The sequence below is a fragment of the Marinitoga sp. 1197 genome, from assembly GCF_001021165.1.
Classification (GTDB): Bacteria; Thermotogota; Thermotogae; order Petrotogales; family Petrotogaceae; genus Marinitoga.
In genome coordinates this window covers 85,256-102,254 of record NZ_AZAY01000023.1, presented here as the reverse complement: position 1 = coordinate 102,254, position 16,999 = coordinate 85,256, and the positions used below count along the sequence as shown (strand labels likewise).

Below are 16,999 nucleotides of genomic sequence, written 5' to 3'. Positions count from 1 at the left end.
GATATTTATTATGAAAGTTCAATGGAAAACAAAAGAAGCTTTAATCGGTTATTTATTTGCTTCGCCTATTATTCTATCAATAATAATTTTTACAATATATCCGATATTTGCAGCATTTTATTATAGCTTTACTGATTACAATCCATTAAATGCAAGAAATTTGGAAGTTCTATTTAATCCCCAGGAAACTTTAGAATTTCATTTAGGAATGTTCCAAAATGAGATAAAAAATATTAATGAAATTAAAAATAATTTTGATTTGATGACATATATAAAATCTGACGTTGGAATAAATTTGGATGAAAAAAAAGAAGAAATAATAAAAAAATATTTTAATACTAATAAGTTATTAAATGACTTTATTTCTGGTAAGTTAAATAAAGAAATGAAAATTTCTCAATTCATGTCTATTTATCTGGATAAAGGTGCATCTTCGTTTAAAAAATATATTCCAAATTTTTTGGGTTTTGAAAATTTTAAACGTATGTTCAAAGACCAATATTTTAAAATATCTTTATTTAATGCTTTTTTTTATTCTATTATAGTTGTTCCAGTTCAAACATTATTAGCAATAGTTTTAGCCGTAGCAGCAAATTCTAAAATAAAAGGTGTAAAATTTTTCAAAGCAACATTTTTCATACCATCAATTACTTCTTCAGCTGCGATATCAATGATTTTCTGGATGTTATATTCGCGTCCGGGAATTTTAAATAGATTTTTGTCTTTATTCGGATTTCAGCCTATTGCATGGTTGGAAAATCCAAATACAGCATTACCAGCTATTATGGTTATGAATATCTGGACCACTGCAGGTTATTTTATGATTACTTTTTTAGCTGGTTTACAGGATATCCCTGTCTCAATATATGAGGCCGCAAGAATTGACGGCGCTTCCTCATCTAAAATTTTTTGGAAAATAACTATTCCCATGTTGCGCCCACAAATATTATTTGTAATGATAATGGGAACAATTGGAACGATGCAAGTTTTTGATCAAATCTATTTTTTGATAAAAAACATGAGAAATATAACTATATCTTATTATATTTATAAAAATGCATTTGAATATGGAAATATGGGTTATGCTTCTGCATTGGCATTAATATTATTTTCAATTATTTTAACAATAACTTTCTTACAGAGAAAGTTCATTCGAGAAGAATATTGAGGTGAAATTATGAGTTATAAATATGCAAAAATTATCTCCTACACTGTATTAATAATATACGCTTTAATTTCTTTATTTCCTTTTTTTTGGGCATTTTTAATTTCTATAACCCCTTTAAACGGAATAAATCCAGATACCGGTGAAAGATTTGGTATTGATATTATGCAATGGCCTCCAAAAATAAATCTTTTTAAAATTCCGCCTCAAGTATTCGGAACTAATGCTACATTTGAAAATTATAAAAAAATTTTTGAAGTAGTCCCTTTATATAGTCGATGGATATTAAATACTATTTTTTACGCTGTTGCTTTGACATTTGGTCACTTAATTTTAGATACTCTTGGAGGATATGCTTTTGCGCGTTTAAAATTTCCACTAAAAAATTTCTGGTTTTCTTTATTTCTGGCAACAATGATGGTGCCCTTTCAGGTTGTAATGATTCCTCAATATAATTTAATGGTTAAATTTGGCCTGGTAAACACCTATACAGGTTTAATATTACCTAAATTAACAGGTGTATTTGGATTATTTTTAATGAGGCAATTTTTTTTAAATTTTCCAAGAGAATTAGAAGAAGCTGCAAGAATTGATGGAGCAGGAATTATTAAAACATTTTTTACTATAGTATTGCCAAATGCCAAACCTGCTATGACTGCACTTGCAATTTATACTTTTTTAGGCGCCTGGAACGATTTTATGTGGCCACTAATAATTACCTCTGATAAAACGATGTATACATTAACTATGGGATTAAACTTTTTCAAAACATCTTATTATACTTTTTGGCAATATATGATGGCAGCATCTATTTTAATGACAATACCTATGATAATTATCTTTTTATCTTTCCAAAATCAATTTGTAGAATCAGGAAAAGCAGCTGCAATAAAAGGTTAGGAGGAATAATATGTTAGAAGCTGTTATCTTTGATATGGATGGTGTAATTACAGATACAGTTCCTTTACATTACAAAGCATGGGAAAAAATGTTTAAAAATCATGGATATGAATTCAACTTTAATATTTACAAAGAAAAGGTCGATGGAAAACCGAGAATAAAAGGTATAGCATCAATTGCATCAAATGAAAATGATGAAGTTTTAAATAGTATGGCCGAAGAAAAACAAAAATATTTTTTAAATCTCATTGAAAATCATCCGCCAAAAATATTTGATGATGCTTTATATTTAATAAACTTATTAAAGAAAAATTCTATAAAAATCGCCGTTGCCTCTTCAAGTAAAAATACAAAAAAAATTTTACAGTCATTAAATATTTATAATTTATTTGATGATGTTATAACAGGATATGATTTTAAACACGGAAAACCTGATCCGGAAATTTTTTTAATAGCTTCTAAAAGATTAAATACTAAATTTCAAAATTGCATAGTAATTGAAGATGCTATTGAAGGAATAAATGCTGGAATAAATGCTGGAATGGTTACTATTGGAATAGCCCGACATGGGAATGAAATAGAATTGTCACATGCAAATCTAGTTGTAAAATCATTAAATGAATTAAATATTGAAAAACTAAATATTTTATTACAGGAGGCAAAAATATGATTTTATCTGAAAAAAAATGGCTACTTGAAGAAAATATTTTTGAAATTTCTCCTGTAAAAGAAACTATTTTTACACTGTCTAATGGTTACTTGGGTGTTAGAGGCACTTACGAAGATCTATTTTATAATGAAACTCCTGGAACTTATGTTGCAGGTATTTTTGATAAATCAGAAGCATCTGTCAAGGAATTAGTTAATTTCCCTTATTTCTGGGGATTAAGACTTTATATAAAATATGAATATTTAAATCCATTTGAGTGCAATATATTAGAATTTAAAAGGATACTGGATATGAAACAAGGAATTTTATACAAAAAAATGAGATTAAAAGATAAAAAAGGAAGAATAATGAAAATTGAAGGTTACAGATTTTTAAGTATGGATAAAAAAAATTTAGCTTTAATGACTTATACTATAACTTCAGAAAATTTTAGCGACAGAATAACAATAGAAACATTTATCGATGGTAGAACTTATAATTCAACAAAACACCCTAAAGACCGCGTGAAGCACTACTATCTAAACAATCATATCTTATCAGAGGATTATATATATGTAGAAGCATGGACAAAAGACGAAAAAAATAAAATTGGAATATTATCAACCATAGAAACAAAAAGCACTTTTACAAAAACTTCAAGAAATTTCATCGACTTTATTTCTCAATCTATTGATATTGACTTAAAAGTTGGTGAAAGTCATACTATAAACATTTATACAAGCATTTTGGACTCCAAAAGACATAATGATTTATTTAATAAAAATATTAAAGAAATTAATAAAGCAAAAAAAATTGGTTTTGAAAATCTACTTAAAAATCATTATGAAAAATTTAAAGAATTATGGAAAATTGCTGATATAAAAATTGTTGGTGATGAAAAGGCTGATAAATCCTTACGATACAATATTTTTTCGTTACTTTCTCTCGCAAATCCTGAAGATGAATTGGTTAGTATTGGAGCTAAAGGATTGCACGGTGAAGGGTATAAAGGTCATGTTTTTTGGGACACTGAAATATACATGCTCCCATTTTATATATATGAATATCCAAAAGCAGCCAAATCATTTTTAATGTATAGATATCACACTCTTGATAAAGCAAGAGAAAATGCCTTGAAAAATGGATATAGAGGTGCCCAATATCCATGGGAATCTGCTGATAACGGACAGGAAGAGACTCCAAAATGGGGTGAGGATTATTATGGGAACAAAGTGCGAATATGGACTGGTGATATAGAATATCATATAACAGCTGACATTGCTTACGCAATAAGAGAATATCTTAGAGCTACTGATGATTGGGAATTTTTTGTAAATTATGGTGCAGAAATTTTTTTTGAGACAGCAAGATTTTGGGCTTCAAGAGCTGAATATAATAATGAAAAAGATAGATATGAAATTAATAATGTTATTGGGCCAGATGAATTTCACGAACATGTTAATAATAATTTTTACACGAATTATTTGGCTAAATGGAATATAGAAAAAGCTTTTGAATATTTAAATATACTAAAACAAAAATTTCCAGAAAATTATTTAAAAATAATAAAAAAAATAAATTTGACAAACAGTGAGTTAAGAATATGGAAAGATGTAGCTGAAAAATTATATATTCCATGGAATAAATCTTCTCACTTAATTGAACAATTCGAAAATTATTTTAAACTTGAAGATTTCACAATTAGTAAATACAATGAGAAAAATATGCCAGAATGGCCTGAAGGTATCGATTTATCTAATTTAAATAAATACCAGTTAATTAAGCAAGCTGATGTTCTAATGCTAATGCATTTGTTACCAGAAGATTTTGATTTTGAAACAAAAAAGGTAAATTTTGAATATTATGAAAAAAGAACCATGCATAAATCCTCTTTAAGCCCCAGTATGTATGCAATAATGGGATTGGCAATAGGTAATCACTCTAAAGCCTATGAATATTTTATGAGAACAGCTTTAGTCGATTTGGAAAATAATCAAGGAAATACAGCCTTTGGATTACATGCTGCAAGCGCTGGTGGAACCTGGCAATCTATAATTTATGGGTTTGGTGGAATGTATATTGATAATAAGGAACAAATTACTTTTAATCCCTGGATACCTGAACATTGGAAAAGTCTAGAATTTAACATTATTTATAAAAACAAATTATTAAATATTAAAATCACCCAAAATTCATTTGATATAAAAGAACTGCCCTCCCTTACTGCAACATTAAACAACCTCACATGAGGTTGTTTTTTTCATAATTATATGATATAATCCATAAGAAGTGAATATTCTCCGGGGCAGGGTGAAATTCCCGACCGGCGGTGAAAGCCCGCGAGCCTTAATAAATGCTATTAAGGTTGATCTGGTGAAATTCCAGAGCCGACAGTTAAAGTCTGGATGGGAGGAGAACAAAGGCATATACTTAGATTTATTATTTGTATATTACAGTGATATCTCTATTGATATATATGCCAATAGTAATAAAAAATCATGCCCTGGAGAAATCCAGGGCAATTTTGTTATTGGGAGGAGAATTTATGGATAAAAAAAATATAATTAAAACTTTCGAATCAAGCAAACCAATAATTATTTGGGATGAAAAAAAAGAAATAGAAGCTGACTTTATTTTTCCAGCAGAATTAGCAAATAGCGATATTATTAATTTCATGGTATCTCAAGGAAAGGGATTATTATGCTTAGCAGCTGAAGAAATTTATCTTATCCAAAAAGGTTTTTTTAAACTTCCATCTAACAATATGGATGCATTAAATACAAATTATTTCATAACTATTGATCATAAAAAAAATGTAACAGGAATTTCTTCATATGAGCGTGCAAAGACTATAAAATCTATTACAGAAAACACTACTATAAATGACTATAAATATCCTGGTCATGTTCAACTTTTAGGAAGCATCGGTATTAATAAAAGAAAAGGACATACTGAAAGTTCCGTTGAATTAATGAAACTATTAGGATTTAAACCTTTCGCAGCTTTAATCGAAATTTTAGATGAAAATGGAAACTCCCATAACTTTAATTACATAAAATCATTATCTAAAAAATTCAAAATACCTATAATTTCTGTAGAAGATATAGTTATTGAAACAGTAAAAAACAACTTATATGTTAAACCTATTACAGAAGCCAAACTACCTACAAAATTTGGAAACTTTAAAATTATTGGTTTTGAAAATAATTTTGATAAAAAAGAACATTTTGCAATATATAAAGGCAATTTAAATAATAACCCTTTATTAGTTAGAATTCATTCAGAATGTGTAACTGGCGACGTATTAAATTCAAAAAAATGCGATTGTGGTAGCCAATTACATTTAGCCATGCAAAAAATAAATAATATAGGTAGTGGATTAATAATATATTTAAGACAGGAAGGAAGAGATATTGGTATTACTAATAAAATAAAAGCATATAAATTACAAGATAATGGTTTGGATACAGTAGAAGCTAATTTAAAAATTGGAATGCCAGCCGATAATAGAGATTATGCTATAGCTGCTCAAATATTAAAATCATTAAATATTAAAAATATTATTTTAATGACAAATAATCCAGATAAAGTTAAACAATTAAAAAAATACGGAATTAATGTAAAAAATATGGATACGCATATTGGAGAAATTACTCCAGAAAACAAGTTTTACTTAAAAATTAAAAAGTTAAAAATGAATCATAAAATTAAAATAAAGGAGGAAATATAAATGAAGGTTATAGAAGGAATCTTTGATGGAAAGAATTTGAAATTTGGCATTGTAGTTTCAAGATTCAATTCATTTTTCTCTGAAAAATTATTAGATGGATCTCTGGACGCTTTAAAAAGGCATAATGTAGAAGAAAATAATATCGATATTTTTAAAGTTCCAGGTGCTTTTGAAATTCCTTTTGTAGTAAAAAAATTAATAAAAAAGAATTACGATGCAATTATAGCTTTAGGTGTGGTAATTAGAGGTGAAACATATCATTTTGAAGTTGTATCTAATGAAGTTTCAAAAGGAATTGCTCAATTGAATTTGATGTCTGATGTACCAATTACTTTTGGAATAGTAACCTCAGAAACGCTTGAACAAAGCATAGATAGATCAGGTGCTAAAGCAGGAAATAAGGGATTTGAAGCTGCAATGGCAGCATTAGAAATGGCTAATCTGAATAAAATCTTGAAAGAGTGATTTTATGAATCATGAATATTTTATGAAATTAGCAATAAAAGAGGCTAAAAAAGGAATTGGAAAAGTAAACCCAAATCCTTTAGTTGGAGCTATTATAGTAAAAAATGGAAAAGTTATATCAAAAGGTTATCATGAATACTATGGTGGAAGACATGCGGAAATTGTAGCTATTGATAATGCTAAAGAAAAAAAGATTGATATAAAAGGAGCTACAATGTATGTAACTTTAGAACCATGTTCTCATTTTGGAAAAACCCCACCTTGTGCAAACAGATTGGCAAAAGAAGGCTTCAAAGAAGTTTATATAGGGATGTTAGATCCTAATCCATTAGTCAACGGAAATGGAGTAAAAATTTTAAAAGAAAATGGAATAAATGTAAAATTCAGTATTTTAGAAAATGAAATAAAAGAATTAAATGAGATTTTTATTACTTACGTTAATAAAAAAAGGCCTTTTATTGCCCTAAAATTCGCAATGACTATGGATGGCTTTATCGCTTCGAAAAATTTTGATTCAAAATGGATATCCAATGAAAAATCAAGAAAATTAGTTCATAAATTGCGGAATTATTATTCAGCAATTTTGGTTGGAGCCAATACATTAATATATGATAATCCAAAATTAACCTGCAGAATAAAAAACGGAAGAAAACCGATAAGAATTATTTTAGATAAAGAAGGAATTTTTTATAATAAAAATTTAAATATTTTTACTGAAAAAGGAGAAAATATAATTTTTTCTATTCTTAAAGTTGCTCCAAAACATAAAAATACGGAGATAATAAATGAAACAAATATAAATAAGATATTGAATATTTTATATGAAAAAGGAATAGACAGCATTTTAGTTGAAGGTGGTGCGACAATTCTATCCTTATTTTTAAAAAATAATCTTGTCGATAAAATTCATGTTTTTTATTCTCCTAAGATTATTGGTAACGGCATTTCTCCTTTCAATAAATTAAAAATTAATAATATAAAAGATTCTATAAAATTCAAACCTGTTAAAAGTAAAAAAATTGATAATAATATATATTGGGAGTTGATACCTTGTTTACAGGAATAATACAACAACTAGCAAAAATTCGCATTGCAAATAAATCAGTTATTATAGATAATCCCTTTAAAGATGTTCAATTAGGCGAAAGCATTGCTATTAACGGTGTTTGCTTAACTGTAGAAAGAATTGATAATAATAAACTTTATTTTTCAATAGGCGAGGAAACATATATAAAAACAAATTTAAAATATTACAATAATAAAATAGTTAATCTCGAAAGGGCTTTGCGATTAACTGATTTTCTTGGTGGGCATATTGTTACCGGGCATGTTGATGGAATAATCAAATTTTTAGGTATTAAAAAATCTTCAAATACATACTGGATGAAATTTAAAATCCCAACAGAAAAATGGGCTATTGCTAACAAAGGAGCTATTACAATTAATGGTATTAGTTTAACGATTGCAAAAAAAGATCTGGATTCGTTTGAAATACAGGTAATAGAACATACATATAAAAATACAAACCTACGATATTTGAAAATAAATGAATTTGTTAATTATGAAATAGATATAATTGCTCGTTATGTAAAAGAAATTGAAATATAATTGTTATTTTATTCTCATATAAAAATAAAAAAATCAGTTTATAATATTAATTGAAATATATATTTAAAACATATATGTCAAGGAGGGAAATAATGAAAATAGCGATTCCTGTATTAAACGATGATGGAAAAAATTCTAAAATCAGCGAACATTTTGGACATGCACCATACTTTGCCTTTATTATTCTCAAGGAAAATGGTGAGTACAAATTAAGTATAATAAAAAATCCTTTAGAAGAACATGGACCTGGGGATATACCAAATTACTTGCATAAAGAAGGTATTAGTCTTCTTATAGCCAGAGGGATTGGAGGAAGAGCAATTACATTTTTCGAACAACTCGGAATTCATGTAATTAGAGGTGCTGATGGAACTGTTGAAGAAATTATAAATGATTTAAAAGAACAAAAGCTATTTGATAGAGAATATGAAGTAAAAGAAAAATTTCATAATCATTAATATAAGGCCCATTATGGGCCTTATTCTTTAATCCATTTATAAACTTCTTCTTTTGTTATAGTGGCTAATGCAATATAATTATCAGCAGCCCCGTAATAAATATAATATTGATCATTATATTCTACCATTGCATCAGAAAATACTACCATAGGTACTCCACCAAACTTTTCCCATGGTTCTTCTGGCTCTAATATAGGTTTTTCACTTCTCTTTAAAACTTTTGTTGGATCTTCCAGATCTAACAACATAAATCCTAATCTATAAATATTTCGTGGAGCTTTTTGAACCCCATGATAAAGCAACAACCATCCGTATTCTGTTTTTAATGGTGGCCCAGCTATACCTATTTTTAAATCATCCCAATAACCTTCTCTGGGTTTAGCAATACTTATATAATCACCCCAATGAACTAAATCATCTGAGAAAGCTAACCAAATGTCTGGTTCCAATCTGTGAAACATTACATATTTATCATTTATTTTCTCTGATAAAATTCCAGCATCTTTATTTGGAGATTCTGGCAAAACAATTCCATATCTTTCCCAATTAAAGAAATTTGTTGTTGATGCTAAAGCAACACTTATATTAGTGGGTGAATATGCTGTGTAACACATATAATATTTCCCATCAATATAAGTTAACCTCGGATCTTCAACACCATACATCTCACTTATATCTTCAGGTTCAAATACGGGTTTTTCCATTCTGTTAAAATGTATTCCATCTGTACTAACAGCATATCCTATCCTTGATACCATATCTTCACCTTGTGCTCTGTATAGCATATGAAACAAATCTCCGTCATATACTACTGCTGGATTAAATACAAATCTTGATTCCCACAAATGATTTGGGTTTGGTGAAAATAACGGATTTAATGGATGCCTTTTTAATTTTAGTTCCAATTAAAACACCTCACTTTAATGTAATTGAAATTCCTTGTAAGAAGTATTTTCTAAATATTAAAAACAGAATGACCATAGGAATAGTTTGTATAACAGAACCTGCTAATATTGGACCAATATATGCACCATATTCATGATTAAAACTTGCCAATAAAACAGACAATGGCATTTTATTATAATCCTTCATTACAATTAATGGCCACATAAAATTATCCCATATACCTATAAATGTAAATAATGAAATTATAGAAAGTGCTGATTTATTTAAAGGCATCATTATTTTAAAAATTATCCATAAATCAGTAGCGCCATCCATTTTTGCAGCCTCAATATAATCATTTGGAGTACTTCTATAACTCTGTGTTAACATAAAAATTCCCCATCCGCTCATTAAACTTGGTAATATAAGAGCAGAATAAGTATTCAATAATCCTAAATTTCTTATCAAAATATAAAGTGGAATAGTAAACATAAATCCGGGAAATACCATTTGAAAAATTAGAAAATCAAATATTTTATCTCTACCTCTAAATCTTAGCTTAGCTAATGCATAAGAAATTATTGCTGATGTTAACACAACAGAAATAGTTACAGTTAATGAAATAAACAAACTATTAAAAAACGCACGTATAAAAGGTCTTTGCATTTTTTTTGCACTTTCTAATATAAATTTAAAATGCTCTAATGTAAAATGCGTTGGCCAAAATCTTGTATATATTTCATTTGAAGGCTTTAGAGAGGACATAAATAGCCAGATATATGGATATAGCCATAATAATGACAATGAAAACATTATTATATGAAAAATTATAACACGTATTTTTTTCATACTATATCAACTTCTCTTTCCAATAATTTTCTTGTTATCCAGATAATGACAAAACTAAATATAGCAGTAAATATAGACATTGTTGCTGCATATGTTGGATCCAACTTTTGAAAGGCTGATGTATACATTACCATCATTGGCATTAAAGTACTTCTCATGGGACCACCACCTGTAATCATATATGGTTCAGTAAATATCCCAAAAGATAATGATATTGCAAAAACTAAAACCATAACTATTGAGGGATTTAACAGTGGCAATGTTATTTTAAAAAATTTAACATATTTATTTGCTCCATCTAATTCTGCAGCTTCATATATATTGTTTGGAATACTTATTATACCAGCATATAATATCAAACCATAATAACCTATAAATTTCCATACAACAATTAATGAAATGGAAAACATTGCTAATTGAGGACTTGTAAACCATGGAATAGTTGTATTGAATAATTTATAGATTATCTGATTTAAAGGACCATTTTCAGCAAACAATTTAGAAAACATTATTGAATAAGCTACACCAGAAGATATATTTGCTACTAAAAAGGATAAGGCTACAAATGTTTTCCCATATTTTATTTTACTCAAAGCCAATGCAAACAATAAAGAAAAAATTAATACAATGGGAATATAATACATTAAAAAATTTAATACATTAAAAAAAGCTTTCCAGAATATAGGATCATATAATACTCTTAAAAAATTTCTAAAACCTGCAAATCTGGGGGAGCCTACATATCGCCATCTGGAAAAAGCTAAAATTACAAGCCATACAAATGGATATCCCCAAAAAATAGCCGCATATACAAGGTATGTTGAGGATATAAGAAGCCCCTTTCGGGCTTCTCTTTTTCTTATATTTTTTGTCATATAATCACCATATTATTCTATTAATTTTTTTCACAGAATTTTTTACAGCATCTTCTGCATTTGCTTTTCCATACATAATAGGTTCTATTAAACTATAAGTCATTTCATCCTGCACATCTACTGTTTTCGAAATTAAAGCTGGAGGTATTGCATATCCAACATATTTTGCATACTCAGCAGCTAAAGGATTTTTATCAAAAAAATCTTTAAAAAGTGGATTCTTTAGCAAATCTGACCTTGCAGGTGGCATCTTTGTCATTTCTAACCATAATTTATCATTTTCCGGATTAGAATATACCCATTTTACAAAATCCCATGCTTCTTTTTGATGTTTGGAACTTTTAAATATAACTAATCCTTTAGTATCTGCAAAAGTGTAAATAGGTTTGTCATTTGGATAATTATCTGGAACTACTGGTGGAGTTATAGTAATATTTTTTATTATTTCTGGGAACTGATTTTCTGCATATGGTATTTCCCATGGACCTTTTAAACTTCCAATTATCACACCGTTATATAAAGGAGCATTACCTAAATCAACAGCTGTCCATTTATTTTTAAACATTGTTTCAAAAAACTTAGCTACTTTTATCCCCGCGTCGTTATTATATACTGCACGATACTTTTTTAAATCTATATAAGGTTTTCCTTCACTTGCAGCATAATAATAAGTAATATAATCAAACCATCTATCCCACCAATTTCTCCCTGCAACTACTCTCATAGTATATTTTTCTTTTGGAACAACAAATTTTTTTGAAAGTTCATAAATTTCAGAATACGTTCTAGGAGGTTTTTTAAATCCATATTCCTGTAATATATCCTTTCGCCACCACATTAATATAGGATTTGAATATATAGGTAAAACATAACTTTTACCCATAAATTTCCAACCTTTTATAATATCATTCATTTTTCTTTGTGAAACTACCTCATCAAAACCAGGTAATTTACTTAATTCAACCAGTTGATCTAATTCAATTAATTGTGCTGCAAAACCAGAAAAAATATTAGTACATATATCAGGTGTTCTTCCCGAAGCTATAGCACTTAAAATTGCTTCTTCAGAGCTTCCAGCTGCTGGAATAGTAGTCCATTCTATATCTATATCCGGATTTAATTTTTCATACTCTGAAACTAACTTTTTCCAATATGCTTCTTGATTAGGATTAGGCGCTGTCCAAAATACTATTTTTGTTTTTGCAAATGACATAATAATTAATGTTAAGAATAAAACGAATAATAACTTTTTCATTTTCAAACCCCCTTTGTAGATTTTCTTTCTATAAATTCGGTAAATAATGAAGTTACGTACGGATGTAAATTTTTACCATTAATAAGTTCAATAACTCTTTCCAATGCAACATTTCCCATTTCATACTTAAAAACTTTTACTGTAGATAATGATGGTTCAACTGTTGAGGAAAATACAATATCATCAAACCCTATTATTTGTATGTCCTCAGGTATTCTAATTTTCTTTTTTTTCAAAATATTTATAATCATTACAGCAATTGGATCATTTGATGTGAAAATTATTTCTGGATTTTTTGATAAGATTAAATCTATAATATAATTTATAGAATTTTGAGTTTCTGCAACTTCATAAGTTATAGGCAGTAAATTACTATTTTTCATTGCCAATTCATATCCTTCAAACCTTCTCCTAAAACCATAAAATTCTAAAGATCCGTGTACATGTACAATTTTTTTATACCCTCTTTTTATCATCTTATCTATAACATAATATGCTCCATCAAAACCATTTGAAATTATTGCATTTATTTTTTTACCCATAATATAATTATCAATCAAAACTTTATGTATCTTGCAATCTAAAATCTCAAATGGAATTTTATCTGAACCCAAAATCAGTATACCATCGCATATTTTTTTTTGATTTATAAATTCATCAAAAGTCATTAATCTTATTTCAGCTTTATTTTCTTTTGCTCCATCGTATATTCCTTTTAACACTGTAGAATAAAAATCCATTTCACCATATTCATTTTTTCTTTTTTCTAATATATTTTTTATTCTATTACTAATTAAAACTCCTATTTTAAAACCATATTTTACCTTTGCTAAATGTTTTGCTTGACTCGAAGGTTTGTAATTAAGTTCTTCAACAGCTTTTAAAACCTTTATTTTTGTTTTTTCTGAAAATTTTCCTTTATTGTTTAATACACGAGAAACTGTTGCAATTGATGTTCCAGCCAACTTTGCAACATCTTCTATTGTTGCCATATTATCACCTCGTTGTGTAAGCGCTTAACTAATAATATAATATCATAGATAATTAAAATACAAAAATTTGAAAATGACTAGTTAATATTGATTATAGTTTTTTATAGTATCTTACGTATTATTATCAAAGGAATTCTAATTTTTCATTGTAATTTTTTATTATTTTTATAATTTATAAAAATAAAAGAAATTCTATCGTAATAAACGATTTTTAATTATAATATCTTCTAAAAACTAATATTCAGCTTAAAATATGTTTTGAATAAATGAATTTATATTATATAATGCAAATGTGTAAGCGCTTAACTAAAATAGAAATACGGATATCTTCATTTTGAGGTGAGTTTTATGAGTGTGAATATTAGTATAATCGGGGCTGGAAGTGCTGTTTTTTCAATGAAACTTATAAGTGATATATGTAAAACAAATGAGTTGTCAAATAGTAAAATAACTTTAATGGATATTGATGAAGAAAGATTAAATGCTATATATTTATTAGCAAATGAAATTGCTAATAAATTGAATGCATCTATTAATTTTAAAAAGACTTCTATTTTAGAAGAAGCAATTAAAAATTCAGATTTTGTCATTAATACAGCAATGGTTGGTGGACACAAATATTTAGAAAAAGTTAGAAGTATTAGTGAAAAATATGGGTATTATAGAGGTATTGATTCTCAAGAATTTAATATGGTTTCTGATTATTTTACAATCTCTAACTACAACCAGTTAAGTTTTGCTCTTACTGTTGCAAAACTTATGGAAAGATTTTCACCCAATGCTTGGTTAATACAAGGTGCTAATCCTGTTTTTGAAATAACTACACTAATTTCAAGAGAGTCTTCTATAAAAATAATAGGGATATGCCATGGCCACTATGGTATTGAAGATATTATTAAAAATTTGAATATCGATAAAAATAAAGTATCATGGCAAGTCGCTGGCTTTAATCATGCTATATGGTTAAATAAATTTGAATATAATGGGAAAAATGCTTATCCTTTATTGGAAAAATGGATAGAAGAAAACTACCAATATAATCCAGAACATCCGTTTAATGATCAGTTGAGTCCGGCAGCCATTGATATGTATAACTTTTATGGTTTATTTCCAATTGGTGATACTGTTAGGAATAGTTCTTGGAAATATCATTACACTTTTGAAGATAAGAAAAAATGGTATGGTATACCTTGGGGTGGTGCTGATTCAGAATTAGGCTGGAAATGGTATCAAAACATGCTTGAAGAAGTAACAAAAACTATTAAATACTTATCAAGGTTAGTTACAGAAAATCCGGAAAAAGATTTTTCAAAATTATTAGAAATCTCTTTAAAAAGATATAAATTACAATCGCATTTTAAAGAAGAAATGAAAAATATATTGAATCCAAATTCTTTAAGCAAAGAACAACATATTCCTTTTATAAATGCTATTGTAAATAATAAGGAAGTTCGCCTTGTGTTAAATATAATGAACTCAAACATTATTGAAAATATCCCCAAAAATGTCGCTGTTGAAGTTCCAGTTAAGGTAAATAAAAATGGAATTCATCCTGAAAAAATTTTTCCTAAGTTAAATAAAAGAATTTTATATTATTATCTTTATCCTAGAATGATACGAATGGAGATGGCTCTTGAAGCATTTTTAACTGGTGATATTAAACTTCTTGAAGAATTTTTAATTCGAGATAGAAGGACTCATTCTTATGAACAAGTAAAAGATGTTTTAAAAGAAATTATTTGTCTTCCTGAAAATAAAAAAATGAAAGAACATTACAAATATTAAAGGGGGTATATTATGAAAAAATTTGTATTTTTGACTTTAGTTGTTATTTTGACTATTTTTGTAATGGCAGAAGAAAAGGTCATTGAAGTACGTGCTAATCAAATGACATGGATGGAAGTACCTTATAAAATTTCTTTTTCAAAAATGCTTGATATTGTTGGTGAAGATTTCGAAGCTAATTGGTATTCTATCAGAGTTGTTGATGAAAACGGAAATTATTTACCTTATCAAATCGATGATATAGACGGCAACAAACGTATATCTTCTGACGATGTATTGTTATTCACGTTTAAAAAAACTGCTAAAATCATCATTTCAGATGACTCAAATATGGATTTAATGAATTTCAATCCTTATTTTTCTATTGAAAAAAATAACGATGAATATTTAATCACTTCAAAAGACTTTGATATAAAAATAAATAAATATGGTTTGGCAAACTTCGTTAGATATAAAGATATAAAAGGAAATATATATAACGAATTAGGAACTGCAAGAATAGCTGGCTGGTCTGGAAGCACTTTCTATATCAATGGAAAATTAGGAAAACATGTAGAAATGACTTCATCTGGCCTATCTATTGAAAAAGTTAGAGTTTTGGATGCTGGTCCTATTGCAGTAACAGTTATTTCTGATTTATATTCCCGATTGCTACCAGGATTAAATCAACATATGGTAACATATATTTTTAAAACTGGTGATGTATTAGTTGAAAATACATTTTCTTTTACAAACTATGTTGACATAATGAAATTGCAGGTCATGGCTACATCACCTATCACAAGCGTTGATGATAACGCTTTACATATTCTTCCATTATTTAGAAGAATGGTATGGGCTGAACAAATAAATGGAACGCCTTTAGATTATTGGTCACAAAGAAATGCTATAAAATACGTAAACGGAAAACCATATATTGAATTTTCTGCTATTGATTCCATGAAACCTTTATGGTGGGGAGCAACATATGCTTTTGTTTCTGAGGAAAATTGGAGGGCTAATTTCTCACCAAAATATGGAATTGGTGCAGCAGAAATATTACCAGAAAAACCTGTTGTATATTCCAATTTAAAAGACTTTGTTTTCCATGATTTTTGGTTCTATGAAAGTAGAGAATTCAGAGATGGTATTTTCAGATGGTTACCAGGTGAAATGGATAATTATAAAGCAACTAAAGGTGTTTTTCCACCGTATTCTGAAGAAAATGTTGGAAAATACTGGATGGCTAAATTTAAAGCTGGAGATGTTGTAAAGTATAATAGGTATTATTCTATTTTCCAATCTCGTGATACAACAGAAGCTATTAACTTTTTAGAAAAACGTTCTGCTGAAATTCAAGGAATTCATGTAATCGAAAAATAATATAAGGGCACTTAACGTGCC

At 27.9% G+C, this 16,999-nt stretch carries 16 protein-coding genes and 1 riboswitch; of the genes, 11 read left to right on the top strand and 5 right to left on the bottom strand.

What is annotated here, in order from left to right; all coding sequences use genetic code 11:
• Positions 1-10 precede the first annotated feature (10 nt).
• The 9 genes from X275_RS06890 to X275_RS06845 all read left to right on the top strand — a co-directional run bounded on the left by X275_RS06890 (position 11) and on the right by X275_RS06845 (position 8,975).
• On the top strand, positions 11-1,168 hold the full coding sequence (locus X275_RS06890) for a carbohydrate ABC transporter permease (RefSeq protein WP_052913141.1): 1,158 nt from the start codon (positions 11-13) through the stop codon (positions 1,166-1,168).
• A gap of 9 nt (positions 1,169-1,177) precedes the next feature.
• Positions 1,178-2,065, top strand: coding sequence for a carbohydrate ABC transporter permease (locus X275_RS06885; RefSeq protein ID WP_047265290.1), 888 nt, complete (start codon positions 1,178-1,180; stop codon positions 2,063-2,065).
• A gap of 10 nt (positions 2,066-2,075) precedes the next feature.
• Complete coding sequence (locus X275_RS06880) at positions 2,076-2,735, top strand: HAD family hydrolase (RefSeq protein ID WP_047265289.1); 660 nt, start codon at positions 2,076-2,078, stop codon at positions 2,733-2,735.
• Entirely contained in the window at positions 2,732-4,963 is a 2,232-nt protein-coding gene (locus X275_RS06875) for a glycoside hydrolase family 65 protein (RefSeq protein ID WP_047265288.1), read from the top strand. The genes X275_RS06880 and X275_RS06875 overlap by 4 nt, the downstream gene beginning before the upstream one ends.
• A 43-nt stretch (positions 4,964-5,006) precedes the next feature.
• Positions 5,007-5,135, top strand: a riboswitch (FMN riboswitch).
• A gap of 124 nt (positions 5,136-5,259) precedes the next feature.
• On the top strand, positions 5,260-6,444 hold the full coding sequence (locus tag X275_RS06865; protein ID WP_047265286.1) for a bifunctional 3,4-dihydroxy-2-butanone-4-phosphate synthase/GTP cyclohydrolase II: 1,185 nt from the start codon (positions 5,260-5,262) through the stop codon (positions 6,442-6,444).
• Positions 6,445-6,909: a 6,7-dimethyl-8-ribityllumazine synthase gene (gene ribH, locus X275_RS06860; RefSeq protein ID WP_047268134.1), complete on the top strand. Its 465-nt coding sequence runs from the start codon at positions 6,445-6,447 to the stop codon at positions 6,907-6,909.
• A 4-nt stretch (positions 6,910-6,913) separates the two neighbouring features.
• On the top strand, positions 6,914-7,975 hold the full coding sequence (gene ribD, locus X275_RS06855; RefSeq protein WP_047268133.1) for a bifunctional diaminohydroxyphosphoribosylaminopyrimidine deaminase/5-amino-6-(5-phosphoribosylamino)uracil reductase RibD: 1,062 nt from the start codon (positions 6,914-6,916) through the stop codon (positions 7,973-7,975).
• A complete protein-coding gene (locus X275_RS06850; protein WP_047265283.1) occupies positions 7,960-8,517 on the top strand; it encodes a riboflavin synthase in 558 nt (185 codons plus the stop codon). Before ribD ends, X275_RS06850 begins: the two co-directional genes overlap by 16 nt.
• Positions 8,518-8,609: 92 nt before the next feature.
• The gene (locus X275_RS06845; protein ID WP_047265282.1) at positions 8,610-8,975 is read left to right on the top strand and encodes a NifB/NifX family molybdenum-iron cluster-binding protein; all 366 of its coding nucleotides are present in this window, start codon (positions 8,610-8,612) and stop codon (positions 8,973-8,975) included.
• Positions 8,976-8,995: 20 nt separating this feature from the next.
• Here X275_RS06845 and X275_RS06840 read toward each other — a convergent pair whose 3' ends face one another.
• Genes X275_RS06840 through X275_RS06820 form a run of 5 tightly spaced genes read right to left on the bottom strand, consistent with a single transcriptional unit; the run spans position 8,996 to position 13,831 of the window.
• Entirely contained in the window at positions 8,996-9,880 is an 885-nt protein-coding gene (locus tag X275_RS06840; RefSeq protein WP_047265281.1) for a glycoside hydrolase family 130 protein, read from the bottom strand.
• Between the two features lie 10 nt (positions 9,881-9,890).
• The gene (locus X275_RS06835) at positions 9,891-10,709 is read right to left on the bottom strand and encodes a carbohydrate ABC transporter permease (RefSeq protein ID WP_047268132.1); all 819 of its coding nucleotides are present in this window, start codon (positions 10,707-10,709) and stop codon (positions 9,891-9,893) included.
• Positions 10,706-11,584 (bottom strand): carbohydrate ABC transporter permease, encoded by an 879-nt coding sequence (locus X275_RS06830; protein ID WP_047268131.1) that lies wholly within the window; start codon positions 11,582-11,584, stop codon positions 10,706-10,708. Before X275_RS06830 ends, X275_RS06835 begins: the two co-directional genes overlap by 4 nt.
• A 4-nt stretch (positions 11,585-11,588) precedes the next feature.
• A complete protein-coding gene (locus X275_RS06825; protein WP_047268130.1) occupies positions 11,589-12,839 on the bottom strand; it encodes an ABC transporter substrate-binding protein in 1,251 nt (416 codons plus the stop codon).
• 2 nt (positions 12,840-12,841) lie between these two features.
• Entirely contained in the window at positions 12,842-13,831 is a 990-nt protein-coding gene (locus tag X275_RS06820) for a LacI family DNA-binding transcriptional regulator (protein WP_047265277.1), read from the bottom strand.
• A 348-nt stretch (positions 13,832-14,179) separates the two neighbouring features.
• On the opposite strand from X275_RS06820, the gene aglA reads away from it, so the two are divergent.
• Complete coding sequence (gene aglA, locus X275_RS06815; RefSeq protein ID WP_047265276.1) at positions 14,180-15,616, top strand: alpha-glucosidase AglA; 1,437 nt, start codon at positions 14,180-14,182, stop codon at positions 15,614-15,616.
• Positions 15,617-15,628: 12 nt separating this feature from the next.
• Positions 15,629-16,978 carry a hypothetical protein gene (locus X275_RS06810; protein WP_047268129.1) on the top strand — a complete coding sequence of 450 codons (1,350 nt, stop codon included), beginning with the start codon at positions 15,629-15,631 and terminating at the stop codon, positions 16,976-16,978.
• Positions 16,979-16,999: the final 21 nt, after the last annotated feature.

Bases quoted from the DNA above. Each gene is read 5' to 3' on its own strand.
- X275_RS06890 (WP_052913141.1), top strand. From the start codon at position 11: ATGAAAGTTCAATGGAAAACAAAAGAAGCTTTAATCGGTTATTTATTT.
- X275_RS06885 (WP_047265290.1), top strand. From the start codon at position 1,178: ATGAGTTATAAATATGCAAAAATTATCTCCTACACTGTATTAATAATA.
- X275_RS06880 (WP_047265289.1), top strand. From the start codon at position 2,076: ATGTTAGAAGCTGTTATCTTTGATATGGATGGTGTAATTACAGATACA.
- X275_RS06875 (WP_047265288.1), top strand. From the start codon at position 2,732: ATGATTTTATCTGAAAAAAAATGGCTACTTGAAGAAAATATTTTTGAA.
- X275_RS06865 (WP_047265286.1), top strand. From the start codon at position 5,260: ATGGATAAAAAAAATATAATTAAAACTTTCGAATCAAGCAAACCAATA.
- ribH (WP_047268134.1), top strand. From the start codon at position 6,445: ATGAAGGTTATAGAAGGAATCTTTGATGGAAAGAATTTGAAATTTGGC.
- ribD (WP_047268133.1), top strand. From the start codon at position 6,914: ATGAATCATGAATATTTTATGAAATTAGCAATAAAAGAGGCTAAAAAA.
- X275_RS06845 (WP_047265282.1), top strand. From the start codon at position 8,610: ATGAAAATAGCGATTCCTGTATTAAACGATGATGGAAAAAATTCTAAA.
- X275_RS06835 (WP_047268132.1), bottom strand. From the start codon at position 10,709: ATGAAAAAAATACGTGTTATAATTTTTCATATAATAATGTTTTCATTG.
- X275_RS06830 (WP_047268131.1), bottom strand. From the start codon at position 11,584: ATGACAAAAAATATAAGAAAAAGAGAAGCCCGAAAGGGGCTTCTTATA.
- X275_RS06825 (WP_047268130.1), bottom strand. From the start codon at position 12,839: ATGAAAAAGTTATTATTCGTTTTATTCTTAACATTAATTATTATGTCA.
- X275_RS06820 (WP_047265277.1), bottom strand. From the start codon at position 13,831: ATGGCAACAATAGAAGATGTTGCAAAGTTGGCTGGAACATCAATTGCA.
- aglA (WP_047265276.1), top strand. From the start codon at position 14,180: ATGAGTGTGAATATTAGTATAATCGGGGCTGGAAGTGCTGTTTTTTCA.
- X275_RS06810 (WP_047268129.1), top strand. From the start codon at position 15,629: ATGAAAAAATTTGTATTTTTGACTTTAGTTGTTATTTTGACTATTTTT.